The 22,783-nt window shown below is 61.4% G+C and carries 20 protein-coding genes; 4 read left to right on the top strand and 16 right to left on the bottom strand.

Going from position 1 to position 22,783, the window contains the following annotated elements; all coding sequences use genetic code 11:
• Positions 1–13: 13 nt before the first annotated feature.
• Together R1A29_RS03135 and R1A29_RS03130 are read left to right on the top strand one after the other, a co-directional pair.
• The gene (locus R1A29_RS03135; RefSeq protein ID WP_438300626.1) at positions 14–589 is read left to right on the top strand and encodes an NAD(P)H-dependent oxidoreductase; all 576 of its coding nucleotides are present in this window, start codon (positions 14–16) and stop codon (positions 587–589) included.
• A 199-nt stretch (positions 590–788) separates the two neighbouring features.
• On the top strand, positions 789–1,199 hold the full coding sequence (locus tag R1A29_RS03130; RefSeq protein ID WP_408986570.1) for a MerR family transcriptional regulator: 411 nt from the start codon (positions 789–791) through the stop codon (positions 1,197–1,199).
• Positions 1,200–1,268: 69 nt separating this feature from the next.
• Here R1A29_RS03130 and R1A29_RS03125 read toward each other — a convergent pair whose 3' ends face one another.
• From R1A29_RS03125 to R1A29_RS03075, 11 genes are all read right to left on the bottom strand, one after another.
• The gene (locus R1A29_RS03125) at positions 1,269–3,884 is read right to left on the bottom strand and encodes an efflux RND transporter permease subunit (protein WP_438300625.1); all 2,616 of its coding nucleotides are present in this window, start codon (positions 3,882–3,884) and stop codon (positions 1,269–1,271) included.
• 33 nt (positions 3,885–3,917) lie between these two features.
• Positions 3,918–4,754 (bottom strand): outer membrane lipoprotein-sorting protein, encoded by an 837-nt coding sequence (locus tag R1A29_RS03120; protein ID WP_408986568.1) that lies wholly within the window; start codon positions 4,752–4,754, stop codon positions 3,918–3,920.
• Positions 4,755–4,825: 71 nt separating this feature from the next.
• On the bottom strand, positions 4,826–6,121 hold the full coding sequence (locus tag R1A29_RS03115; RefSeq protein ID WP_438300624.1) for a DUF1302 family protein: 1,296 nt from the start codon (positions 6,119–6,121) through the stop codon (positions 4,826–4,828).
• A 2-nt stretch (positions 6,122–6,123) separates the two neighbouring features.
• A complete protein-coding gene (locus R1A29_RS03110) occupies positions 6,124–6,888 on the bottom strand; it encodes an SDR family NAD(P)-dependent oxidoreductase (RefSeq protein ID WP_438300623.1) in 765 nt (254 codons plus the stop codon).
• The gene (locus R1A29_RS03105; RefSeq protein WP_438300622.1) at positions 6,885–7,622 is read right to left on the bottom strand and encodes a 3-oxoacyl-ACP reductase family protein; all 738 of its coding nucleotides are present in this window, start codon (positions 7,620–7,622) and stop codon (positions 6,885–6,887) included. The genes R1A29_RS03110 and R1A29_RS03105 overlap by 4 nt, the downstream gene beginning before the upstream one ends.
• A 9-nt stretch (positions 7,623–7,631) precedes the next feature.
• Positions 7,632–10,502, bottom strand: coding sequence for an aminotransferase class III-fold pyridoxal phosphate-dependent enzyme (locus R1A29_RS03100; protein WP_438300621.1), 2,871 nt, complete (start codon positions 10,500–10,502; stop codon positions 7,632–7,634).
• A 54-nt stretch (positions 10,503–10,556) separates the two neighbouring features.
• On the bottom strand, positions 10,557–11,765 hold the full coding sequence (locus tag R1A29_RS03095) for a beta-ketoacyl synthase N-terminal-like domain-containing protein (protein ID WP_438300620.1): 1,209 nt from the start codon (positions 11,763–11,765) through the stop codon (positions 10,557–10,559).
• Complete coding sequence (locus R1A29_RS03090) at positions 11,762–13,057, bottom strand: beta-ketoacyl-[acyl-carrier-protein] synthase family protein (protein ID WP_438300619.1); 1,296 nt, start codon at positions 13,055–13,057, stop codon at positions 11,762–11,764. Before R1A29_RS03090 ends, R1A29_RS03095 begins: the two co-directional genes overlap by 4 nt.
• Positions 13,054–14,112: a beta-ketoacyl synthase gene (locus R1A29_RS03085; protein ID WP_438300618.1), complete on the bottom strand. Its 1,059-nt coding sequence runs from the start codon at positions 14,110–14,112 to the stop codon at positions 13,054–13,056. Before R1A29_RS03085 ends, R1A29_RS03090 begins: the two co-directional genes overlap by 4 nt.
• Before the next feature lies 1 nt (position 14,113).
• Positions 14,114–15,388: a beta-ketoacyl-[acyl-carrier-protein] synthase family protein gene (locus R1A29_RS03080; RefSeq protein WP_438300617.1), complete on the bottom strand. Its 1,275-nt coding sequence runs from the start codon at positions 15,386–15,388 to the stop codon at positions 14,114–14,116.
• 8 nt (positions 15,389–15,396) lie between these two features.
• Entirely contained in the window at positions 15,397–15,966 is a 570-nt protein-coding gene (locus tag R1A29_RS03075) for an acyl carrier protein (RefSeq protein ID WP_438300616.1), read from the bottom strand.
• A gap of 526 nt (positions 15,967–16,492) precedes the next feature.
• Between R1A29_RS03075 and R1A29_RS03070 the strand changes: the two genes are divergently transcribed.
• Positions 16,493–16,837 carry a cupin domain-containing protein gene (locus tag R1A29_RS03070; protein ID WP_438300615.1) on the top strand — a complete coding sequence of 115 codons (345 nt, stop codon included), beginning with the start codon at positions 16,493–16,495 and terminating at the stop codon, positions 16,835–16,837.
• A gap of 76 nt (positions 16,838–16,913) precedes the next feature.
• On the opposite strand, the gene mmsB is transcribed toward R1A29_RS03070, so the two are convergent.
• Both mmsB and R1A29_RS03060 read right to left on the bottom strand, forming a co-directional pair.
• Positions 16,914–17,801, bottom strand: a complete 888-nt coding sequence (gene mmsB / locus R1A29_RS03065) for a 3-hydroxyisobutyrate dehydrogenase (protein WP_438300614.1) — start codon at positions 17,799–17,801, stop codon at positions 16,914–16,916.
• A gap of 9 nt (positions 17,802–17,810) precedes the next feature.
• Complete coding sequence (locus tag R1A29_RS03060; protein WP_438300613.1) at positions 17,811–19,337, bottom strand: CoA-acylating methylmalonate-semialdehyde dehydrogenase; 1,527 nt, start codon at positions 19,335–19,337, stop codon at positions 17,811–17,813.
• 149 nt (positions 19,338–19,486) lie between these two features.
• Between R1A29_RS03060 and R1A29_RS03055 the strand changes: the two genes are divergently transcribed.
• Complete coding sequence (locus tag R1A29_RS03055; protein ID WP_432218510.1) at positions 19,487–20,434, top strand: LysR family transcriptional regulator; 948 nt, start codon at positions 19,487–19,489, stop codon at positions 20,432–20,434.
• Here the strand turns inward: R1A29_RS03055 and R1A29_RS03050 are convergent.
• From R1A29_RS03050 to R1A29_RS03040, 3 genes are read right to left on the bottom strand one after another with little or no spacing between them, the layout of a single operon-like run.
• Positions 20,431–20,931, bottom strand: coding sequence for an OmpA family protein (locus tag R1A29_RS03050; RefSeq protein ID WP_438300612.1), 501 nt, complete (start codon positions 20,929–20,931; stop codon positions 20,431–20,433). The two genes, R1A29_RS03055 and R1A29_RS03050, sit on opposite strands and share 4 nt — an antisense overlap.
• Entirely contained in the window at positions 20,931–22,199 is a 1,269-nt protein-coding gene (locus R1A29_RS03045; protein WP_248738396.1) for a diguanylate cyclase domain-containing protein, read from the bottom strand. Before R1A29_RS03045 ends, R1A29_RS03050 begins: the two co-directional genes overlap by 1 nt.
• Positions 22,196–22,771, bottom strand: a complete 576-nt coding sequence (locus R1A29_RS03040) for a YfiR family protein (protein ID WP_114881328.1) — start codon at positions 22,769–22,771, stop codon at positions 22,196–22,198. Before R1A29_RS03040 ends, R1A29_RS03045 begins: the two co-directional genes overlap by 4 nt.
• Positions 22,772–22,783 lie beyond the last annotated feature (12 nt).

Raw genomic sequence — 22,783 nt, 5'->3', positions numbered from 1 at the left:
AGGAGTACACACAATGAGCAAACGAATGCTCGTGATTCTGGGACACCCCTCCACCTACAGTTTTTGCGGAGCACTGAGTGAAACCTACGTTCAGGCAGCCAAGGATGCCGGGCATGAGGTGCGGTTGATGCGCCTGGATGCGCTGGATTTCGACCCGGTCCTGCACGAGGGTTACAACAAGATTCAGCCGCTGGAACCCGATCTGTTGCAGGCGCAGGCCGACATCACCTGGGCCGAGCACCTGACCTTCGTCTACCCGATCTGGTGGGGCGGGATTCCGGCGTTGATGAAAGGCTTTCTGGATCGCATCTTCCTGCCCGGCTTCGCGTTCAAGTACCGCGAGGGCAAGGCCTTCCCGGACAAACTGCTCAAAGGCCGCACCGCCCATTTGCTGGTGACCATGGACACGCCGTACTGGTACTACAAGTGGTTCTACGGCATGCCGGGTCTGCACCAGGTCCGCAAGACCACGCTGGAATTCTGCGGGGTCAAACCGATCAAGACCCTGACGTTCGGCCCCATGCTTGGCTCCAAACCGGAGCAGCGCGACGTGTGGCTGCAACAGGCGCGAGCCAGCGCCGCGTTCTGAATCTGACGTAACTGTCCAACTGACGGCGCCGCCGACGCCGTCAGCCCCTCCACGGGCTCTCCCCGAGCCCGTCCGTCAGCTGTGCGCGTCATTTACGCACAGTTGCAACCTGCCGATGGTATTCACCCTATAATCGCCCGCCGATCAGGCCTCGAGCCTGGTCACGCTAAGCCCTGTTTGATCATCGAGATGGATCTTTATGTATATCGGCAAAGCCGCCCAGCTGTCGGGCACCACAGTCAAAAGCATTCGCCATTACGAAGAAATCGGCCTGTTGCCCGAGCCCAAGCGTGAAGGCAAATACCGTATCTACAGTCAGGAAAGCGTCGAGGTACTGACGTTCATCAAATGCGCTCAGCAACTGGGCTTCAAGCTCAAGGAGCTGCAAGTCATCCTGAACAACTACCGCGGCGACGAATTCCCATGGGACATGGCACAGAACGCCATCGCCCAGAAAAAAGCCGAACTGGTGACCCAGATCGGCGATTTGCAGCAGTTGTACGATGGACTTGAAGCGTTTGAAAACAACCTCCACGAGGCTCGACAAGAGTGTCAGTTCGAGCGCATCGCCCGACATGGGGAAAAAACCCCGGGCGCTACGCTGAACTGAAAACCCTTCTGCGACGCATGGGCCGGTTCGCCTGTCGGATCAGGGCAGGCGGACCCGGCCCGGGCGTATTCAGCCCGGTACTGGCTCTGCGTCGACACGTTGCGCCTGAGCGGGCTGGACAACCGGCTCAATCGCACCGAAGAACCACGGCGAAACCAGCGTCACCAGAATGATGGTCATGACACCGCTGGAGAACAGCGCCATCGCCACCAGTGCCCCCAGGTCGACAATCGGCTTGAAGTCAGAAAACAGCAGCGCCATGAAGCCCACGGAGAAGATCACCACGTTGATCACCGTCGAACGGCCGACGCTGTGCATCGCCTGCAAAATGGCCGCGTCGACTTCAATGCCCTGCTGCACCAGCAATTTGATGCGCGACAGCAGGTGCACCGCGTAATCGACCACGCCCACCACCAGGAAAGTCACCAGCGTCGTGCCGATGTTCAGCTGGATCTCGAACAGGAACATGAAACCGTAGACCGTGACCGAGGTGGTCAGCAGGGTCAACATGCCGAGAATGCCCAGCCGCACCGACTTGAGCCAGTACATCATCATCAGCGTGACGACCAGCAACGCCAGGGAAAAGCTCAGTACCTGGCCCTGGGTGATTTCCTGCAACACACCGGTCCAGATCAACGGCGTGCCGGCATGCGTCACCTCCAGGTTGGCCGGTTTGTTCACCAGCAGCCAGGCGTCGAGGCGATCGAGCATGCCCTGATAATCGCTGGCGACCGACGAGGTCATGGTGTACAGCGTCAAGGCCTTGGAGAAGTCGGCGTTGAGCACGTTGTTCAGGTCCGAACCGCCACCGTTCTCGAACAGCATCACGTGCTGCTCGATCAGCGAATTGCCTGGCACTTCGAAATGCTCGACCTGCCCGTCGTCATTGACGGAGGTCACCTTTTCCATGGCGTCGGGAACGCGCAGGTAATCAGGGTTCATGTCGTTGAGCACCAGGTTCATGCGCTTGACGTAAGTGGCCAGGGAGTAGCCGTAACTCACGTTCGGCTGTTGCTTGATGAAGTGGTCGAGCTTGTCGATGAACTGCACCACCTCCGTGGTCAGCACCCCGCGTGGTTCCTTGCTGTCGATGGCAATCCAGCCCGGCGCCGTACCCGCCACTTTGGCGTGATTGATGAACTGGTCCGAGACGCGGATATGGCTTTCAGGCTTGAAGTAGGCGATGCCCGAATCTTCGATATCGACGCGGAAGGTGAACACAGTGGCCAGCGCCAGCAACGGCAGCATGACCATGAGAATCGGTTTGCGAAAGCGGATCATCCAGGCGCAGAACGCCACCAGATAACGCGAGATGATCGATTCCTTGTGCGCGGCCACCCTGGCCTGCGGCGGTTGATCCTTGCCCCAGATGGAAATCCAGGCCGGAATCAGCAGCAACGAAATGATCAGCGCCGCCGTCAGGCCGATGGACATGAACACGCCGAAGTTACGGATGCTGACGATGTTGTTGGTGGTGGAAATCATGAACGTGGCGATGGTCGTCACCGTCGTCAACACCACCGGCACGACCATCAGGCGCTGGGTTTCGCGGTTGGCGTCACGGTTGCTCTTGCCGGCGTTTTTCTGCTCGTAATATTCAGCCATCACATGGATCGCGTCCGAGCAGCAGATGGTGAACAGAAACACCGGCAGTACGCTGGTCAACAGGTCGAACGGCACCCGCAGCAGCGCCATCAGGCCCAGCGTCCAGATGGTGCAGAACAGAATGTTGAACAGCGGCAACAACACGCCCAGCGGTTTGCGGAAGAAGAAAATCAACAGCAGGGTGATCAGCAGAAACACGATCGGAAACAGCACCGCCAGGTCATGGTCGATGATTTCCTGCTGGGCCGCGATGAAGATCGGCATGCCGGCAATGAAGATCTCATCCTTGTACTCGGGGTGCTCGGCCTGATACTGCGCGACGATGCCCCGCACGATCTGATAGGCGCGCAACTGCGCCTGAGCGTCATCCTGCTTGGTGCCGAGTTCGGCCACCAGCATCGCGACTTTCTTGTCCTTCGACACCACCCCGTCGACCATCAGTTCGTTGCCCATGATCTGTGACTCGACCACGGCCGGGTCCATGTCATAGGCGTTGAGGGTCTTGTGGATCAACAACTCGCCACCGTCGGTCAGCACGATGTTTTCCAGGTCGCCCATCGAGGCCATTTCGCGAATCGGGTTGATGCGCTCGGCGAGGAAGGTCAGGAACAACTGATCATGAGCATCCCAGTTCAGACTCTGGGCATGATCGCGCAGGGCCTTGGCCTGAGCGTAATCATTCTGGGAAAAACCGTCCTCCAGAATGTCCCGGGTCAATAACTGCGCGCGGCTGTCATTCGGGTAGCGGGCAACGATTTGCGCCAGTTGCTCCTTGTCGGCGTCGTTGGCCAGGATCATCTTGCGCACCGACTGCGACATCGAAAACAGCGCATTGAGCGTCTGTTTGTTGAAGACCGTCTGCGGGTTGTTCAGCGCCACCATCACCGAGTCGAAGGTGCCGGTGAACTCACCCTGCAAATCGATGATGGTTTTGCGCGCCGGATGGCTGTCCTTGAGCAGATAAGGGTTGGTGTCCGAGACCAGCGCGCCCAGCGTATAAGTGAAATACGCAGTGATCGCCACCAGCAGGAAAACGATTGCCCGCGCATGGCGCTCGACGAAGTTCAGGTATCTTTCCATGATCATGTGTTCCAGGGTCGTCGGGAGCGGCGCTTAGCGGGCAGTCACGGAAAATTCCGGCAGGTCACCGGTTTTCAGGCCGCGCTTGATGGCGGTCTGAGTAAACAGCCGGTCTTCGAGCGGGACGTTGTACTGCAACTGGTTGAAGCGCATTTCCGAGCGCGTACCGTCGATGAAGTGTTCGGTTTCACTGAGCAGGATGCTGTCAATCCCGTCGATGGTCTCGACCTTCTGGGTGCGCATCTGCTTGATCAGCACACCTTTGACGTCGAAGAAATCCTGACGCATGACCAGGAAATTCTGCTTGTCGATCCACACCTTGAGTTTGTTGTAACCGGTCTTGGCCAGCACTTCAGGGGACGCCGGTTCACGTTCGATCACGTAGCAGTCGCGGCCCTTGATCTGCTCTTCACCCAGCAATGTCTGCGAGTAATCCTTGACCCGGATCTTGTCCAGATCGGCATAGGAGTATTCGCTGCCCATGAACGAACCGCGCTTGTCGGTGGTGGAGATCCGGCGGGTCTGGCGACTGACCGGCAGGTACATCCACTGGCTGTCTTCCAGGCCCAGCGTCTCATGCGGGTTTTCGATGTGGAACGCGACGTCGCGCACATCGGTCGGCGCCGAGAAATACATGCTGAATTTGTCGCTGTCCGGGTAGTCCTTCTGCAGGTAGGTGAATTCACGAACCCGGGTATTGCCCTTCTTGTCGTGGAGGATCAACGACACCTGGGACATGAAGCTTTTACCGTCATTGCGATCACGCACCTGGCGAATGATTTCATCGGCATTGCTGCCGTCGGCAGCGCTGGCGCAGACGCCACTGAGGATCAACGCGGTGGCGGTCAGACTTTTCAAAAGCGGCAACATCGGAATTTCCCTTTTCGTCGGATGAGTACATGCGGACCTGCGCCACCGACGGCAGGCAGGCGTCACGGGGGTTAAAACAGATAGCCGGCGGACAGCCGCACTTGATCGCGCTTGCTGTACTCGCCGAAGGCCCTGTCGGGTTTGCCGAAGAACACGTCCACTTCCAGTCCCAGCTTGATGTAGTCCACCGGTTTGTAGGTGAAGATGCCCTGCAGCAAAGCGTTGTCCTTGAGCGGCGGCGAGGCCGCGGCCACCAGTCGGCTCTTGAGCCGGTCCTGCCAGTGAGTGCCTTCGGCCGACAGCGTGAACAGCGGCTCGCGCTTGTCCTGCAGCATCCCGTCCTGCCAGTCGAGCAGCACCTGCTCCTGCCATTGCGCCGAAATCAGCCAGTCGCGCCACAGATAGTCGACGCCCAGCAGCGACTTGACCATCGAGGTGCTGTCGGCACCGTAGGCGCGGGTCGGATTGGTCATGCGCCAGTTGTCGAACCAGGCGATCTCGCTGCGCACCACGATGCTGTGACCGGCGTCGATCGCCAGACCTGCACCGCCCATGGTGTAACGGGGAAACTGGCGTTCAAGGCGTGTGCGACCGTCATCGGCCAGACCTTCGACGGCATACACCGGGTCCTGCTGACGTGCACTCAGTGCCACGAAACTGGTGTCCACTGCACCGATCCGGCCGTTGGCGCTCAGACCATAGGAATAGCCCTTGTCACCGTCATAACCGGGTTTTGAATCAAGCAGGAAATACTCCGGATCGGGCGTCGCAAACAGCGGCGCGGCGAACTCGCTGCCCGCCACCGGCGGCTGGTTCTTGACGAAGTCGGTGATCCACAGCGCTTCCAGTTCCCACTCGCCCACGGGCTGCGTCACACGCACCATCGGCACGGCGATGCGGCTGTCTTCAAGCAACGGGGTCAGCCCATCGCGATAGTCCAGCGGGTTGATCTGGTCCAGCACACGCAATTCATCCGCACGCCCCCAGACCACCTGCTGCCAGCCGACCGTCACTTCACCGTCGCCCAGCGAATGACCGACATACAGATGCCGCCAGTCAGCGTCGAAGCGATATTTTTCCCGGGCGCGTTCGCTGTACGGGTTGTTGCCGTCGTAGCGGGCGTCATACCGCACACGGCCCTTGGCCTTGTAATAGCCGCCGTCCCAGTTGTCTTCCAGGTTGGCTTTGAAATACACGGCCTTCTGTGTGACCTGATCGTCACCGTGCAGGCGCAGTGCCGTGGCCACGCCGATTTCGGCGTCGGCGTAATCGGGCTTGAGATCGTCGACTTCCAGGGCCGCGACGGCCGCCGGAGCGGCCACGCACGCCCACATCGCCCAGGCGATGCGGTTGATAGATCCTGGCATCACTACATTCCCAACCCGACGCCGCCATCGATCACCAGGCTCTGGGCCGTGACCCCGCCGGCTTCAGGACTGGCCAGGTAACGCACCATCGCCGCCACTTCTTCGCTCTGGATGAAGCGGCGCATCGGCAGTTTTTTCTTCGCGTTGCGCACGATCTGCTCCTGGGTCAGACCGGCGATCGCCGCTTGCGTCGCCAGTTCGCCCTGGAGCATCGGTGTATCGATCCAGGCCGGCAGAATCGCGTTGACCGTGATCTGCCGCGGCGCCAGATCCAGCGCCAGGGCCTTGGTCATGCCGACGATGCCGTGCTTGGACGCGCAGTACGCGGTGTTGCGCACCTTGCCGGCCCGCCCGAGGATCGAGGACATGTTGATGATCCGTCCCCGATCCGGCATCAGCGCCAGGCACAACGAGGTCACGTAAAACGTACCGTTCAGGTTGACCGAAATCACCTTGTGCCAGTTGTGCAGATCTTCGGGCTCGTTTTCATTGCAGATACCGGCACTGTTCACCAGCACGTCGACCTGCTTGATCCGGGTGCCGAGCTGCTTGAAAAACGCTTCCATGGCAGGCAGGTCGGCGATGTTCGCCGCGTGGGTCTCGACCCGCGCGCTGATCCGCTCCTGCTGCTCAGCCACCCAACCCTGCAGTTGCGGCAAGTCCAGGTCCAGCAGGATCAGGTGATTGTCGCCATTGGCCGCGAAGTCCTCGGCCACCGCGCGACCGATGCCCTTGGCCGCACCGGTAATCAGAATGGTGCGGCTCATGGCATCTTCAACCCGCCGTTCACCGGCAGGACCTCCCCGGTCAGGTACAGGCCACGTTCGGCGAGGTACAGCACCGCCTCGGCAATTTCCTCGGGCTCGGCGTAACGCTTGATCAGCAGCCGCGACTGGATCTGCTCCTCCTGACTGCCGATCAGCGCGGTGCTCATCTCGGTCTTGACGATCCCCGGTGCCACCGCATTGACCCGGATATTGCGCGGCGCCAGCTCGACCGCCAGCGCGCGGGTCATGGCTTCGACCCCGCCCTTGGCCGCGGCATAGTTGCTCTGGCCCTTGCCGGGCTTTTGCGCGGCGACCGAACTGATATTGACGATGCAGCCACTGCGCTGGCGCAGCATGCCCGGCAGCACCTGCTGACAGCAGAGCAAGGTACCGACCAGGTTGGTCTGAATCACCTCCAGGATGTCGCTGGCCGGCATCGTCGCCAGCAAGCCGTCACGGGTAATGCCGGCGTTGTTGACCAGCAGATCGACGCGCTGGAAATGCGCATCGACCCGCTCGAAGAATGACCCGATGCTGTCGCCACGGCTGATGTCGCATTGCAGCGCCAGGCAATCCACGCCCGACGCCTGCACTTCATCACGCAAGGCCATCGCTGCTACTTCATCACGCACATAACTGAACGCCACTTGATAACCGGCACCCGCCAGTGCCAGGACGATGGCCCGGCCGATGCCACGGCTGCCGCCGGTCACTACTGCTACTTTGTTCGGCATGACCGTTCCTTACAGCGAGTTATCGGTTTTGAACTGTGCGAGGCTGAACCCGTGGGTCGCGGCCAGTGCACGGATCTGCTGCACTTGCTCACGGCTGATGTCGCCGTAGGAGTAGTGCTGTTTCATGCCCGACAACCCCATCAGTACCGACTCCGCCATGCAGGCATACAACTGACCTTGCTTGAGGTAGGCGCGAACGTTGAGGGCCAGGCCATCGCCCAGCGGCGTCTGGACAATCCCGCCGTGCATGTACAGCACGTCGGCGCGCTGACCGGCGAGGTTCTGGTCCACGTTCAGCGGAACGGCGATGTCGCAAATCACGCTGTTCTCGGCAAAGTGTTCGGCACCGAGAAACGCCTGCGGTGCATTCGCCGCACACAGCACGATGCGCGCCTGCTTCAAGGCATCCAGGTCGTTGCTGACGGTGATGAACGCGTTGCTTCCCAGTTGCTCATCGACCAGTTGCGCTACGCGCTGTCCGAGATCGGCACTGTTGCCATGGGCTTGCAGCAGGGCGTCGATACCCCGCAGTTGCTGCAGGCGACTGGCGAGACGATCGTGCTCGGCAACACCCTTGAGAATGGCCCGGGCGGCTTCGGCGTAAATCTGCTGAGCGGTTTTCTCCAGGCGTCGCAGCGAGCCGTCGCGACCACTGCCGATCAGGATCAGGTGCTCGACACTGGTCGACAACAGCGACGCGTAGGTCGAAGCAATGTTGCCGGCAGCACCGACCACCGCAGCAGTCTGCTGGCTCAGTTCCAGACCTTGTTGTTTGCAGCCCTGCTCGATCGCTTCCAGCCCCATGCCGATGGTCAGCGCGTTGCCCGAGGTCAGCGCCATGTCAGGAATTTTCAGCGCCTGACAGTTGTTGGTGACGATCGAGGTGTACATGCCCAGACCGGCCACGCTATAGCCGTCGGCGCGGGCATCCTTGATGCGATTGCCGACTTCCTCGCGGATGGTTTCCAGATCGCCGCTGGCGATGTAAGCCGCCATCGCATCGGAATCCATGCACAGCGGATAGAGGGTGAACTCCACCGCCGTGCCGAGTTTCGAGCGGATCTGCACCGGGCCGATGGGCGCCGCCCGGCGCTCGGGGGCCATGCGTTTGATGAACTCGCGCTTCTGCTCCGGACTCAGGGTCGACAGCGATGGGTCGACATCACTGAGCATGTCTGCATCGATCAGGTGGTTGATGAACGCCACGCGTGCTACCACGCGCACGTTCTCGTCAGACTTTGGGAGGCTTTCGGTCTCCGTGAAGCTGACATCGCGTGCCGGCACCTGGGCGATGCTGTCGGCACACACACCGGCAGCCAGCGGGAACGCGTCGCGACGACGCAGCATGTCGCAGACTTTTTGCAGCGAAGCGATCAGGCCATCGATTTCCTGGAAGGTGATGCACACCGGTGGTTCCAGGCGAATCACATTGGCGTTGCTGCCCGACGGCGCCACACGCAACGACTCGAACTGCAACAGGTAGCCGGCAATGATGTAGCCCAGCGCATCGTTGTACTGCGCCGAAGCCTGGACCAGCGAACTGGCGCCGGTCAGGTCATGCAGTTCGAACCCCAGCAGCAGGCCGCGTCCGCGCACATCGGCGATCACGTCCGGATAGGCCGCCTTGAGCTCCAGCAGCGAAGTCTTGAGGTACTCGCCCTTCTTGTTCACATCCTTGAGCATGGCGCTGTCGTTTTCGAACAGCCGGCGCAGGGCCGACAGCGCGATGTGGCACGACGCATCGTCTTCAGCGAAGGTCGAGCTGTGGATGTAGCTGAAATCATTTTCGTAATGGCTGGCACGGATCACGGTGGCGGCGATTTTCATCAAGCCGCCGCCCAGCGCCTTGGACAGGCAGTAGTAGTCGCCCTGCAGGTTGAAATGGGTGGCGCCGAGCAAGGTGCCGGTGCGACCGAAACCCGATTGCACTTCGTCGATGACCAACGGGCATTGCTGCTCGTTGCACAGGCGACGCAAGCCCAGATAGAACTCTTTGGCAAATTCGTTGATCCCGCCCTCGCCCTGGATCGGCTCCAGCAGCACGGCAGTGATTGCGCTGAACGCTTCACGGCGCACGTGCAGGGTTTCACCGCTCCACTCCAGGCTCAGCCAGTGATGCTGGTGGCGGGCCGGCAAGTCTTGCAGCTGCTGCGGTTGATGCGGATCGATGAATTCGACGTTGAGCCCGAAACGGGCAAATGGCTTGCGGTATTGCTTGCCGTAAGTCAGTTGAACAGTGTTCACCAGTTTGCCGTGGAAGCTGCCTCGCACCGCGAGGAAGACCGGCTCGACATGCAGTTGCGCCAGGTTGTGCTGACGCACCGCCTCGGCCACCTGACGCACGGTCACGCAGGTCAGGTGCGGCGGCAGCAGGCCGGCCGGCAGGTCGAGATCATCGATCTCCAGCTCGACATAGGCCTTGTCACTGGCCACCAGGTTCGCCAGTTCGAAATCACGCTCGTCGAACTGTTTCTGCAGGTTTTTCTGACGACGGTACTCGGCATGCTTGACGGCGATCTCCACCGACTCGGCGCCACTGTTGGAGAACGTGGAAATGTAGCGCTCGGTGTTGTTCAGCTCACGGTTGAACGCTTCGCTGAGTTCACGCCCCAACTGCCCCGCCGCGCCACGCACCGACATTTGCGCGTTGAACGGCACATCGGCGCGCAGCAGGCCGCACAGCTGATCGACGAATTGCGGGTCGTTGTGACCGTACAGCGCGGCGCCGTAGCCACCGAGAAAATCGGTGACGGTCACTTCGTCACCCTGCTTGTCGCGGTAGAACAGTTTGCTGCCCTGCGCCCGATGGAACTGGCACTCCAGGCCCAGGGCCTGCATCAGTTCAACGAATTTTGGCCGAACGTAATCGCGGTAATCCATGACAGTCATATCCCTTGAGTAAAAATTCAGAAGCGATGTATTGCCTTGAAGCGGTCAGTCGTCCGCCTGCAAGTCGAGTTGGTAACAGGCGCTGAAGCCGTTGTCGTCGCGGTTGATCACCAGGCAATCGTGCAGAACGGCATCCCGTGGTTCGCCCGATACAAACGGCAGATGCGTATCCACCGGCTGCGTCAGCCCGGCAATCGGCGCGATGCTTTGGGCCTGCAGCATCTGGCGGGCGAGGATCAGGTCGACCAGGCTCGGCGCACCGCTGAGGATGCCGGTCAACGCCGTGCTGCTGGTGATGTGTGCGGCGCCGGTACGGGCCAGTGTGCGGGCCAGATCGGCGTCCTTGTGCGCAGCGCCGGTGGCACTGCTGATTAGCAAATCGACCTGTTTGTCCGGCAGGCTCAGAGCGTCCAGACGCGGGTGCGCGAACAGCGCCGACAGGCAGGTCTGCGGTCCCGGCGGCAGATCCGCGGCCCGCCGCAGCACCAGTGCAGCAGCGCCTTCGCCGGCAATACCGCCCGAACCCTGGCGGTCGAAGGCGAGCATCTGTTGGGACCCATCGGTACTGATCACGCCCGCTTCGGCGAGCGTGGACAGCGCCAGCGGGTCGAGCTCACTGCCGGCCCCGACCACGATGGCCACGTCGATGCGTCCACTCTGCAAGGCACTGTGCGCCTGGCGCAATGCCGCCAGATTGCCGGCCACGCCCTGCATGTAGGCGTTGCACTCGCACTCCAGCTTCAAGGCCAGACTGACCACACCGAGCAAGCCGTTGCTCAGACTCTTGAGTACCAGAAACGGATCGAGCGCACGCTCCTGCAACACTTGCTGCGCGAGGCGGTTCATGTCGGCTGCGCTGTCGGTCCGGGACTCCTGAAGCAGTTCCCCATAGGAAGCCACCGACGGATGGGTATACCCGCCCTGACAGCAATAGAGGCCATAACGCAAACCGTCCTGACCGGGTTCGACGCCGGCCTCGGCCAGCGCCTGACGCACCGCGCTGACGCCCCAGATCACCGCCGGCGGGCAGTAACGCTGCAGGTTTTGCACAACGTCCTGACGACTGCGCTGGTGCGTGGCGTCATCGATCTGTCCGAACGCGGCGATGCGTTCACTGTGAAACAGCGGCGTTTGCAGCGGCCCGATCGCACTGCGACCTTCCCGGGCCGCCACCCAGAAACCCTCGACGCCCCAACCTGTGGGCAACACACAACCGCTGCCAGCGATGGCAATGCGTGCAGTGGCGCTAGTCATTGTCCGTGCTCCCGATATTTGCCAAGGGCCAGCGAAGTGTTCAGGCCGCCGAAGCCAAAGGAATTGCTGAGGGCGTAATCCACACGACGGCTGACGGCCTGACCGGCGCAATAATCCAGATCGCAGCGTTCATCGGCCTCGTGCAGATTCACGGTGGGTGTGACCAGATCGTTCAGACAGGCCAGCGCAGTGACAATGCACTCCGGCGCCCCGGCCGCTGCGATCAGGTGGCCGAATTGCGACTTGTTGGCACTGACGGCCAGCGCCCGGTAATGCTTGTGCTGAGCGAACACCTGCTTGATGGCCAGGGTCTCGGCAACATCATTGAGGGGCGTCGAGGTGCCGTGGGCATTGATCAGGTCAATCTGCTGCGGCTGCAACCCGGCATCGTCCAGCGCCGCTTGCATGGCCAGCGCGGCGCCCCGCCCCTCTGGCTGTGGTGCGGTGACCTTGTAGGCATCCAGGCTGCTGCCGTATCCGAGCACTTCGGCATACGGGGTCGCCCCCCGTGCCAGGGCATGCTCAAGACTTTCCAGTACAACAAAACCACCGCCCTCGCCGGCAATCAGACCGCTGCGGTCACGATCGAACGGCCGGCACAGATCGGCTCCCCAGCGCTGCTCGCCCGAGGCTGCGCCCAGCAGGTACAGAGCGGCCATGGTGTCGAGGTTGAGCACCGAGTCGGCGCCACCGGCCACGGCAACATTCACTTCGCCACGACGAATCATCTGGAACGCATTGCCGATCGCCTGGGATGCGCCGGCACAGGCACTGCTGATATTGATCACCGGGCCTTCACAACCGAGGTCGTCGGCAATCACTCGCGCCAGCCGATCGTTGGCCTGGCGCAGAGAGCCCTCGGCGCTGACTTCTGTTGCCCGCGCCACCAAGTGTTGCCAGTCCGGTGCATTGCCGTCCGGCGCCTGGGTCAGGAGCATGTCGGCGAGCATGTGTTGCGGAGCCCCGGAAGCACACAGCACGGCAGCATCGCGCATCTGCTCGGGGTTCAACCCGCTGTCGGCGACGGCCTGGGTGGCGGCCACCCAGCCAAAGCGACTGCGTTTTTCCAGGGGCAGCGTCCAGGCCGGGTGGTTCCGCAAATGCCCGGGCAACAACGCCATGTCCACGGGCGCCGCGTAGCGAACAGGAAACTCATTCTCCTGCAGGTCTTGCGGCTGCCAGGGGCGCACGCAGTGTTCGGCGCCGAGCATTTTTTCCCAGAGGGTTTGCCATTCGAAACCGAATCCGGTTACCGCGCCCATTCCGGTGATCACAATCCGTGTCGCACTCATGCGTACTTCTCCAGGGTTTCACTGGCCAACAGCAATGCGCCCCAGTGACCGGCGCGACCATGACTGACGAGCAACGTGTAGCCAGGCACGGTGCCTGCGTCGCGACTGTGGTGCAAAGCCATGGCGACCTCGGTCAGCAATCCGCTGGCGCCCAGTTCGCCGGTCATTGCACTGACACTGCGCAGGCGTTGTGGCGTCGATTCAAACAGGCTCATCAGTTGCCGGTCGGCGGAATTGGCCACCACATTGGCAACGTCACCCAGACACAGTTTTTCCTGGCTCAGGGCGCGCTCGATCACTCGTTTGCCGACGGCCAGCGTGCGCTGCGGATCCGCGCTGTAGCCCCGGGCAAACCCGGCCACGCGCAAGATCTGCGTGGCGTCCTGTACCGGTGTCGAACTGAGCAACAGCGCCGCAGCGCCTTCACCGTAAACCGGCTCGTCCGCCAGAGCGGGCTCGCGCAGGTACAGGGCCGGTGTCAGGTTCGGACTGCTGCTGACCACCAGCGCCGCATCGGCGTGTTGTTCGGCAATTTGCTGACAGGCCTCGATCAACGCATCGAGTCCGGCATTGTCCTGGGAGCAGAAGCCGCCCATCGGGCCATGGCAATTCAGTGCCTCGGCCACGTAAGCCATCACACTGCTGTTGAGCAGCGTCAACGCATGCAATGGCGGGGTGTTGGCCAACAGTTGCGACAACTGTTTTTGCGGCTGTTCGAGGATCGCTTGCACTGCATCCCAGCAAGGGCTTGGCGCATCCACCTCCGGAATGGCGGCGGTCAGGGCAATGCGCGCAGCAGGCAGTTGCAGCGCCGCCAGCGCGGGTGCCAGGCGTGCGGCGCAGTGCAGCAGACGCAACCCCTGGGGCTCGACGCTGCGCTGGATCTTGCGATCGAACAGATCGCTGGCCAGGCGCGGCGCGGGCAAAGCCAAGGCCTTGCGTTGCGGGTCGAAGGCCAGCGGTTGTGGCGCCGGCGGTGTCGCGAGCAGGTCGGCGCATTCGCTGCCGGCCGCATTGAGCACGGCAGCCGCATTGATGTAGAGGGCTCTGTTCATGTCATGCCCTCCCCAGAACCAGCGAGCTGTTGACGCCGCCGAACCCGAAGGAGTTGGACATCACCACGTTGATCGGCTGGCGCACAGGCTCGCTGAGGAACTTCAATGAAGGGTACTCGGCACGCTCTGGCTCATAGTTCAAGGTCGGCAACAGCACACCGTCGCCCAACGTCATCAGCGACAGCACGGCCTCAATGGCACCGCTGCCCGCCAGGGAGTGCCCCATGGCCGACTTGTTGGCGGTAAAGGTCATGAAGTCCTGGCATTCGCCAAACAGTCGTTGCAGGGCCAGGGCCTCGCAACTGTCGTTGGCCTGGGTGGAAGTCCCGTGGGTATTGACGTGTTGCACGGCACTGCGCAGCAGCCCGGCATCCTCGATTGCAGCGTCCATGCATTCCTCGTACTTGCTACCATCCCGGCTGCTGGAGGTCATCTTCTGGGCTTCGCAGACATTGGCGTAGCCCAACACTCGTCCCAATGGCCTGGCCTTGCGTCGTTGGGCATGCTCGGCAGATTCGAGAATCACCAGGGCCGCGCCTTCGCTGAGCACAAAACCACTGCGATCCGGCATGAACGGGCGGCTCTGCTCGCCTGCCGGCAGGTCGGCCTGGCACAGCGCGCCCAGGCTGTTGAACATGTAATACGGCAGCTCATTGGCCATCAGCTCCACGGCACCGCAGATTGCCAGATCCACTTCACCGCGCTCGATCGCCCGGTAGGCGCTGCCGATGGCCATGGTGCCGGCGGCACAGGCGTCGGAGTGGGTCGAGATGCAGTCGCGTATACCGAGCCAGTCCGCCAAGTGTTGAGTCTGTTGATCGACCCGACGCGCGAACGCAGCGCTCGACGGTGCCGGATGCTCCAGCAGACGATCCAGATCGACTCGCCCCGTGTCATCCATGCACCGACTGACCCGCTGCAAATCGTGACTGTCGGCACAGTATTTATTGGCCCCCAGGAACAGGCCGCTGCGGCTGTGGGCAAAGTCGGCCGGTGTCAGACCGGCGTGCTGCAATGCCTGACGCGCGACATACTCCGCCAGCACGCTCTGGCGCGGGTGCAGCGCTGCATTACCACCGAATCCGGCGGCAATCCGCTGCCACTGCGCGTCATCGATAAACCCGGCCGCACTGTTGCGAAACCCCAGTGCCTGGAACCGGGGATGTTCGCGGACACAGGATTGTTTCCGGCAGATGCGCTCGAACAACGTGGCAGCGTCCAGCGCCATGGGCGCCACCAGGCCGAACCCGCTCACATAGACTTCTCGTGCCCGCATGTGAGCTCCTACACCGTCTCTTTGACGTGAGTGGCCACAAACTGCTCGACCAGTTGACGGGAGACTTCGTCGCCATCGGCCGGCACCAGTCGTGCGCTGCATGCACCGCAGACCACTTGCTGACGCTCGTTGAGCACGGCTTGATGGGCGTTGCAGTCAGGGCAGCTCGATGGCAGGTAATTGAACAGATTGCGGCACTGCTGCGCCCAGTTGAGAACCGTGGTGGCCGCGAACACCTGCGCCGGTTGCATGCCGGCATTGAGCTGGTCCGGCGCATAGGCGCTCAGGCTCTGCTCCAGCAGGGCCTTGCCGTTTTCGGTGATCCGGCCATTGGCCAGAAACTCGCTGGCATCCCCGCAGACAGCCACCGCGTGGTCCAGCACGCTGGTCTTGGGCAAGGTGCAGCCATACTGACGGCCCAGCTGGAAGCTGAGGTCGACGATGTCCAGCGAATCCGCCCCCAGATCTTCGACGATGCTGCTGTGCTCATCGATTTCATCAGCGCTCATTACCAACAACTGCGCGAGAATGGCGCGGGTGCTGCCAATGACCTGTTCCAAGTCCAATGGATTGTTCATTTCTATCTCCCTATATATGTCGTGGCTGACTCATATTTTCCGCATACGAGAAGTAACTTTTCCTACAGCAACTTCTCACGCGGCGGAAATCTAAACTCTGCCCTTAAGGGGAGAGTCAACGAACTATTCAAAGTTTTTTATTGATCTGAGACGGACGTGCACAAGCCCCGTAAATGCTGCACTCGATTGGTGCGAGCGATTGGTCGGAGCGACATATTTACTTAACAAAGTCTGCGTAGGGTGGAGCGCGCCGGCCGCATTCATGGTCAACTATGGAAGGCAACTTAGCGAGGACGCCCCGACATATCACCTGACAAATTAAATCAAGTAATTTTGTTATAAGTTCATAACCTTTGTTCCAGATCAGTACATCCCTTCAAGTAAAGTTTCAGGGTTATTGACTAACCGTTCAGTGCAATTGGCTTCTGCGTTTATGAGCAACTGAATGTCGAGCCCAGACAATTGGCAAAGTACCCGGCGCTATAGGGTGCAGCTTCCGCTTCAAGGCCCGCTCTGGAACTCACCAATGACCGCACCTATCACCGTTCTGCGCAACACCCACCCGCTGCCAGTACTCGACGCCTGCAAATGGGAAAAGCTCGAGGGCGACCCGCACACCGTCAACCTCAACGCCTACACCAGCGAAGATGGCAGCAAGATCATGGGCACCTGGATCTGCACGCCGGGCAAGTGGCGAGTGGACTACGTGAAGTGGGAGTACTGCCATTTCCAGGAAGGCTACTGCGTCATCACCCCGGACGGCATGGAGCCGATCCATCTGCGTGCCGGCGACATCTTTGTCGTCGAGCCGGGCATGAAAGGCACCTGGGAAGTGGTCGAGACCGTGCGCAAATATTTCGTGTTCGCCTGATACAAAAAAGCCGGGAAACCACCCGACGTGATTTCCCGGCAATACAGACCTGTGCCGAGCACAGGCCTGACGACGATTACTGCGGCTTGCGATAGCTGTTGATGATCGCCGAGAAGTCCTTGCCACCCTCTCCGCGCTGACTCATCGCCTGATACAACTGCTGCGCCACCGCGCCCAGCACCACCGGCTGATGGGCCTGACGTGCCGCTTCGGTAGCCAGCCCCAGATCCTTGAGCATCAGCTCGGCGCCGAAGCCACCGGTGTAACCGCGCGAGGCCGGCGCCGTTTCGACGATGCCCGGCCACGGGTTGTACATTTCCGAACTCCAGCAACGACCGGTCGAGCTGTTGATGATCCCGGCGAGCACACCGGTATCGATCCCCAGCGCATCGCCGAGGGCCATCGCCTCGCTGACGCCGACCATCGAAATAGCGAGCAACAGGTTGTTGCAGATCTTGGCAATCTGCCCGGTGCCGACTTCACCGCAATGCACGATGTTACGGCCCATCTGCGCCAGCACCGGTTGCAGGGTGGCGAACAGTTCCGGGGTGGCGCCGACCATGAAGGTCAACGTACCCGCCGTGGCGCCGCCGGTGCCGCCGGACACCGGTGCATCGGCCATGGCCACGCCTTGTTTGGCGGCCGCTACCGCCACGTCGCGAGCAGTCTGCGGATCGATGGTGCTGCAATCCACTGCCGGCACACCTTTGCCGATACCGGCCAGTACACCGTCTTCACCGAGCCAGACACTGCGTACATGCACGGCGGCCGGCAACATGGTGATCACCAGCTCTGCGTCTTCTGCGGCTTCGCGGGCCGAGGCACGGATGGTGCCGCCCAGTTGCTCGAGTTCCGCCAGCACGGTTTTGTTCAGGTCCACCAGGTTCAGCGAATGCCCGGCCTTGATCAAGTTGCGCGCCATCGGCGCGCCCATGTTGCCCAGACCGATAAATGCGATTTTCATGGCCATTCCTCAGCGCAGGTTAATGGTGGTGTTCACGCCGTCGTTGACGCTGTCGTCATCGAACCAGCGCGCCGTGACCGTTTTGGTCTGGGTGTAAAACTGCACCACTTGCTTGCCGTACGGGCCGAGGTCGCCGAGTTTCGAACCGCGCGAACCGGTGAAGCTGAAGAAAGGCACCGGCACCGGAATCGGGATGTTGATACCGACCTGGCCAACGTCGATTTCAGTCTGGAATTTACGCGCCGCCGCACCGCTCTGGGTGAACAGGCCGGTGCCGTTGCCGAACGGGTTGGCGTTGACCAGGGCAATGGCCTGATCGAGGGTGTCGACTTCCAGCACCACCAGCACCGGGCCGAAAATTTCCTGAGTGTAAATCTGCATGTCGGTGGTAACCCCGGAGAACAGGGTCGGGCCGACGAAGTTGCCGTTCTCGTAGCCCGGCACGCTGATGTCGCGACCGTCCAGCTCGAGTTTCGCGCCTTCCTTGATACCGCTTTCGATCAGATCGAGAATCCGCGCCTTGGCCTTTTTCGAAATGACCGGGCCAACATCGGTGCCCGGCTCGTTGCCGGCGTTGACCTTGAGTTTCTGCGCCAGCGCTTTCAGATCCGGCAGCCACTGCTTGGCCGCGCCCACCAGCACCACCACCGAGGTAGCCATGCAACGCTGACCGGCCGCACCGAAACCGGCGCCGACCAGGGCATTGAGCGCTTGTTCGCGATTGGCGTCCGGCAGCACCACGGCGTGGTTCTTCGCACCCATCATCGATTGCACGCGCTTGCCGTGTTTACCGGCGAGGTCATAAACGTGAGTGCCGACGGCGGTCGATCCGACGAACGAAACCGCCTTGATGTCCTTGTGGGTACACAGGCCGTCAACCACGTCCTTGCCACCGTGCACGACGTTGAGCACGCCCGCCGGGATGCCGGCTTCGATGGCCAGTTCCACCAGCAGCATGGTCGACAGCGGATCCTGTTCGGACGGTTTGAGCACGAAGGTGTTGCCGCAGGCGATGGCCATCGGGAACATCCACAGCGGAATCATTGCCGGGAAGTTGAACGGCGTGATGCCGGCGCAGACGCCGATTGGCTGACGCAGGGTGTAGGTGTCGACTCCGCCGGCCACGTTCTCGGCGAACTCGCCCATTTGCAGGCTGCCGATGGAGCATGCGTGCTCGACCACTTCCAGGCCACGGAAAATATCGCCCTCGGCATCGGCAATGGTCTTGCCCTGCTCGGCGCTCAGTACCACGGCGATACGTTTGGAGTGTTCGCGGATAAGCGCTTGCAGCTTGAGCATGATGCGCATGCGTGCGCCGATCGGGGTCAGCTTCCAGGTCTGGAAGGCGCGCTGGGCAGCACTGACGGCAGCATCAACTTCAGCGGCAGTGGCGAACGGGACTTTGGCCAGCACCTGCTGGGTCGCCGGGTTGACGATGTCGTGCCACTCGGTGGTCTGCGATTCGACCCACTCGCCGTCGATCAGCAGCTTGACCTTCTGGACCGTGGTTTCGTTGGGCGTAAGCGATGCGTTCATGCTGGTCTCCAGAAATTGTTTTTATCTTGGGAGCCAAGGCGAAAGGTTCGCCTTGAGATGAGGCGTGTGTCGCGAATTGGTTGTCGGACTGTTTTTGGAGTATAGATGTGCAAACTTCTAATAAGAACGCACATATAAGCCCGTCCATCATGCAAAAAAACATCACGTCTTTAGGCTCGCTGAACTGGGACGACCTCAAGTTTTTCCTCGAAGTCGCCCGTACCCGCAAGGCCAGCACCGCGGCCAAACGCCTGGCGGTGGACTACACCACCGTGTCACGGCGGATCAGTTCGCTGGAAGCCGCGTTGGGCACATTGCTGTTCGAGAAATCCCGTACCAGCGGTTTCGTACTGACCGCCGAAGGGCAGCGTCTGCTGAGTTACGCCGAGTCGATCGAAAGCACGCTGCACATGGCCTGTGAGCAGGTGTCCGGATCCGGCGTCGCGCTGTCCGGGCATGTGCGCATGGGCTGCACCGAGGGTTTCGGCAGTTTCTTCATCACCCCGCAACTGAGCCACTTCGTCGACGCCTACCCGGCAATTTCGGTGGACATCCTGCCGCTGCCGCACTTCATCAGCCTGTCCAAACGCGAAGCCGACATCGTCATCGCCCTCGAACGCCCGGAACACGGGCCGTACGTGTGTTGCAAACTCTGCGACTACCGCCTGCAGCTCTACGCGACCCAGGAATACCTCGACAAGCACCCACCGATCCGCCGCCCCGCCGATCTGGGCAAGCATCAATTCATCAGTTATGTGGATGACCTGGCGTTCAGCTCGGAGCTGCTGTATCTGGCAAACGTGGTGCCCGGCGCCAGCGCGAACTTGCGCAGTACCAGTGTGATCGCGCAATTCGTGGCGGCGCAGCAGGGGCGTTCGCTGGCGATTCTGCCGTGTTTCCTCGCGGCCCAGGATCCGCGCCTGTTGCCGGTGTTGCCGGAGGAAATCGACATCACCCGGCAGTTCTGGATGTACTGCCGGGAGGACCTGCGCAAGCTCAAGCGGATCACCCTGTTGTGGGATTACATCCGCGAAGTGACGGAGCGCAATCAGGGTCTGTTGATGGGACAGACCCGGGAGATGCAGTTCGCCGACTAGTCGGCGCTGACCACGATCGACACGCGGCGGTTTTCGGTGCGGCCGGCGGCGGTGTCGTTGGAGGCCACCGGTTCGCGGCTGCCGAGGCCTTGCAGCTGGATGTTCTCTTCCTTCATGCCGACCGAGGTCAGCACTTTGCCGACACTTTTTGCCCGGCGCAGGGACAGCTGCTGGTTGTAGGCTTCCTTGCCCGAGGCGTCGGTGTGCCCATCCACGCGGACCCGCTCGATACCGACACCGAGCAAAGCTTTGCCGATGCGTTCGACGATATCGGTACTTTGTTTATTCAGACTTTCGACATCACTGCCAAACAGTACTTTGCCCGACAGGCCGAACTCCCAGCCGTCGTCGGTCAGTTCAAAGCCCTGCTGCTTGAGCACGGCAATCTGCGCCGGTGTCAGGCCTTTTTGCGGAGCGGTCTGGCATCCGGTCAGGGCCAGCATGGCGGTCAGTAACAGGGTGGAAAACAGTCGAAAGGAAATTGAGAACACGGGCATCAGCTCCTGGTTTGAACGGGATCGACCGGGTGCTCCGACCCGGCGGTGAATTGGGCGCCACGCGAAAGGCGTTTGGCTTGATACATCGCGGCGTCGGCCGCATCGAGCAAGGTACCGGGCGTGGCGCCATGATCGGGGTAAACCGCAATGCCGATACTGAGCGAGGTCACCACACTGGTGTCGCCCGGCAATGCAATCGGGGTGTCCATGCTGGCGAGAATCTTGTCGGCGATGCGCTCGGCGTCTTCGGTCTTGTGCAACGGCGTCAACAGCACGGCAAATTCATCGCCGCCCAGACGCGCCACCAGATCCTCTTCGCGCAACTGCGCCCGCACCCGGTTCGCTACCGCCACCAGCACCGCATCGCCGGCCGCATGGCCAAAATTGTCATTAATCTCCTTGAAACGATCACTGTCCAGAAACAGCACCGCCACGCGCTCGTTGAGCTTGTTGGCGCTGCGCAATGCACGAATCAGGCGACCCTCGAAAAACGCCCGGTTAGGCAGTCCCGTGAGGCTGTCGTGAGTGGCCTGATGGGCAAGGGTTTCGTTCTCGTTTTGCAGGTGGGTCTGCCACGACTCCAATTCATCGAGCAGAGCGTTGAAGTCGTTGCCGAGGTTGTGGAGCTCGGCGATTTTCGCCGGAGGTACGCGCCGGTCCAGTGCCCGTTCGCTGCGGGCGGCGTGAGCCACCCCCGCCAGGCTGTGCAGCGGGCCGATGATCCCGCGCAACTGACGGCGCGCCAGATAGAGCGCCACCCAGGCGCTAATCGCCGTGCAGAGAATGATGCCCGCCAGACCGCTCAACAGAAACTGCATCAGGCTGCCGCCATGACCGATCAACAGGATCCGGCCGATCTCGCGATCCTGGTGCAGGATCGGCAGACTGATCGGCTTTTCCAGCACTATCCGCGTGATCTGCATTTCCAGCCCGGAAAACAAACCGTTTTCCGGTCGCTGCCATCGCGCCAGCAACTGACCCTGACTGTCCAGCACCTGCGCGTCCGCCACCTCTTCGGTCGAGGCGATCAACGCCAGCGCCTCGGTCGCGGCAGGCTTGTCGTTGAACACCACCGCCGCTTCCACGGTGTAACTGATCGAACGAGCAATCAGGTGCAGGTTGTGATCGGCATAGACCCGCAGCGCCAAAACGCCCAGCAGGGTCAGGGACACACTGGCCATCGCCACGGCAACCAGCGCCACGATCAAGTGCCCGCGGCCGATGACCGAACCCAGGGTCGGACGCCCTGTGGATTTGTCGCGTCTCATGGAGCCGCCGGCTTGCGGCGCGACAACTGCAGCACGCTAGGATGAATGCGCACGCCGCTGCGGGCGACGGAGTCGAGATTGACCTCGAACGACACCTGCTCATCACCGACCCGCAGGCAGAACAGACTGCCGACCGTGCATTGATCGCCGCCCTCGCTGATGCTCAATACCGGGTGACCGATCAGCGAAGCGAACAGACGGCTGCGTTCATCGGCGGTGAGCTTGCCGATATACACTGCATCGCACTCGCTGACGATGGACGGGTTGTCGGCTAGCAGACGACGCACCGTGACAGGTCGGCCCGTGGCCTGGGTCGTGCCTTTCACCAGATCGTCGGTGTATTCGGTGGGGCCGACGATGCACAGGCGCAATTGCGCAGGCTCGACCGGCCAACGGGCGTAACTGAGGATGCCAAGGACCACCTGAGTGACGGATTTGGCTCGTTGTTCAGCCATACCGACCGGTGTTTGCGGCTGGGCAGCAACCCCGCCTGTGAGCAAACAGAGCAGAACGGCAAGCAACGCTCGCTTGCTGCCAACTACGCGCTCTGTCGCCCAGACAGCCAGCTTCATGCAGGGATTCTC

This window comes from Pseudomonas sp. NMS19W, from assembly GCF_051554255.1.
GTDB classification, from domain to species: Bacteria; Pseudomonadota; Gammaproteobacteria; order Pseudomonadales; family Pseudomonadaceae; genus Aquipseudomonas; species Aquipseudomonas kribbensis.
The sequence above is the reverse complement of the archived record's forward strand: the minus strand, read 5'-3'. Positions and strand labels throughout refer to the sequence as shown.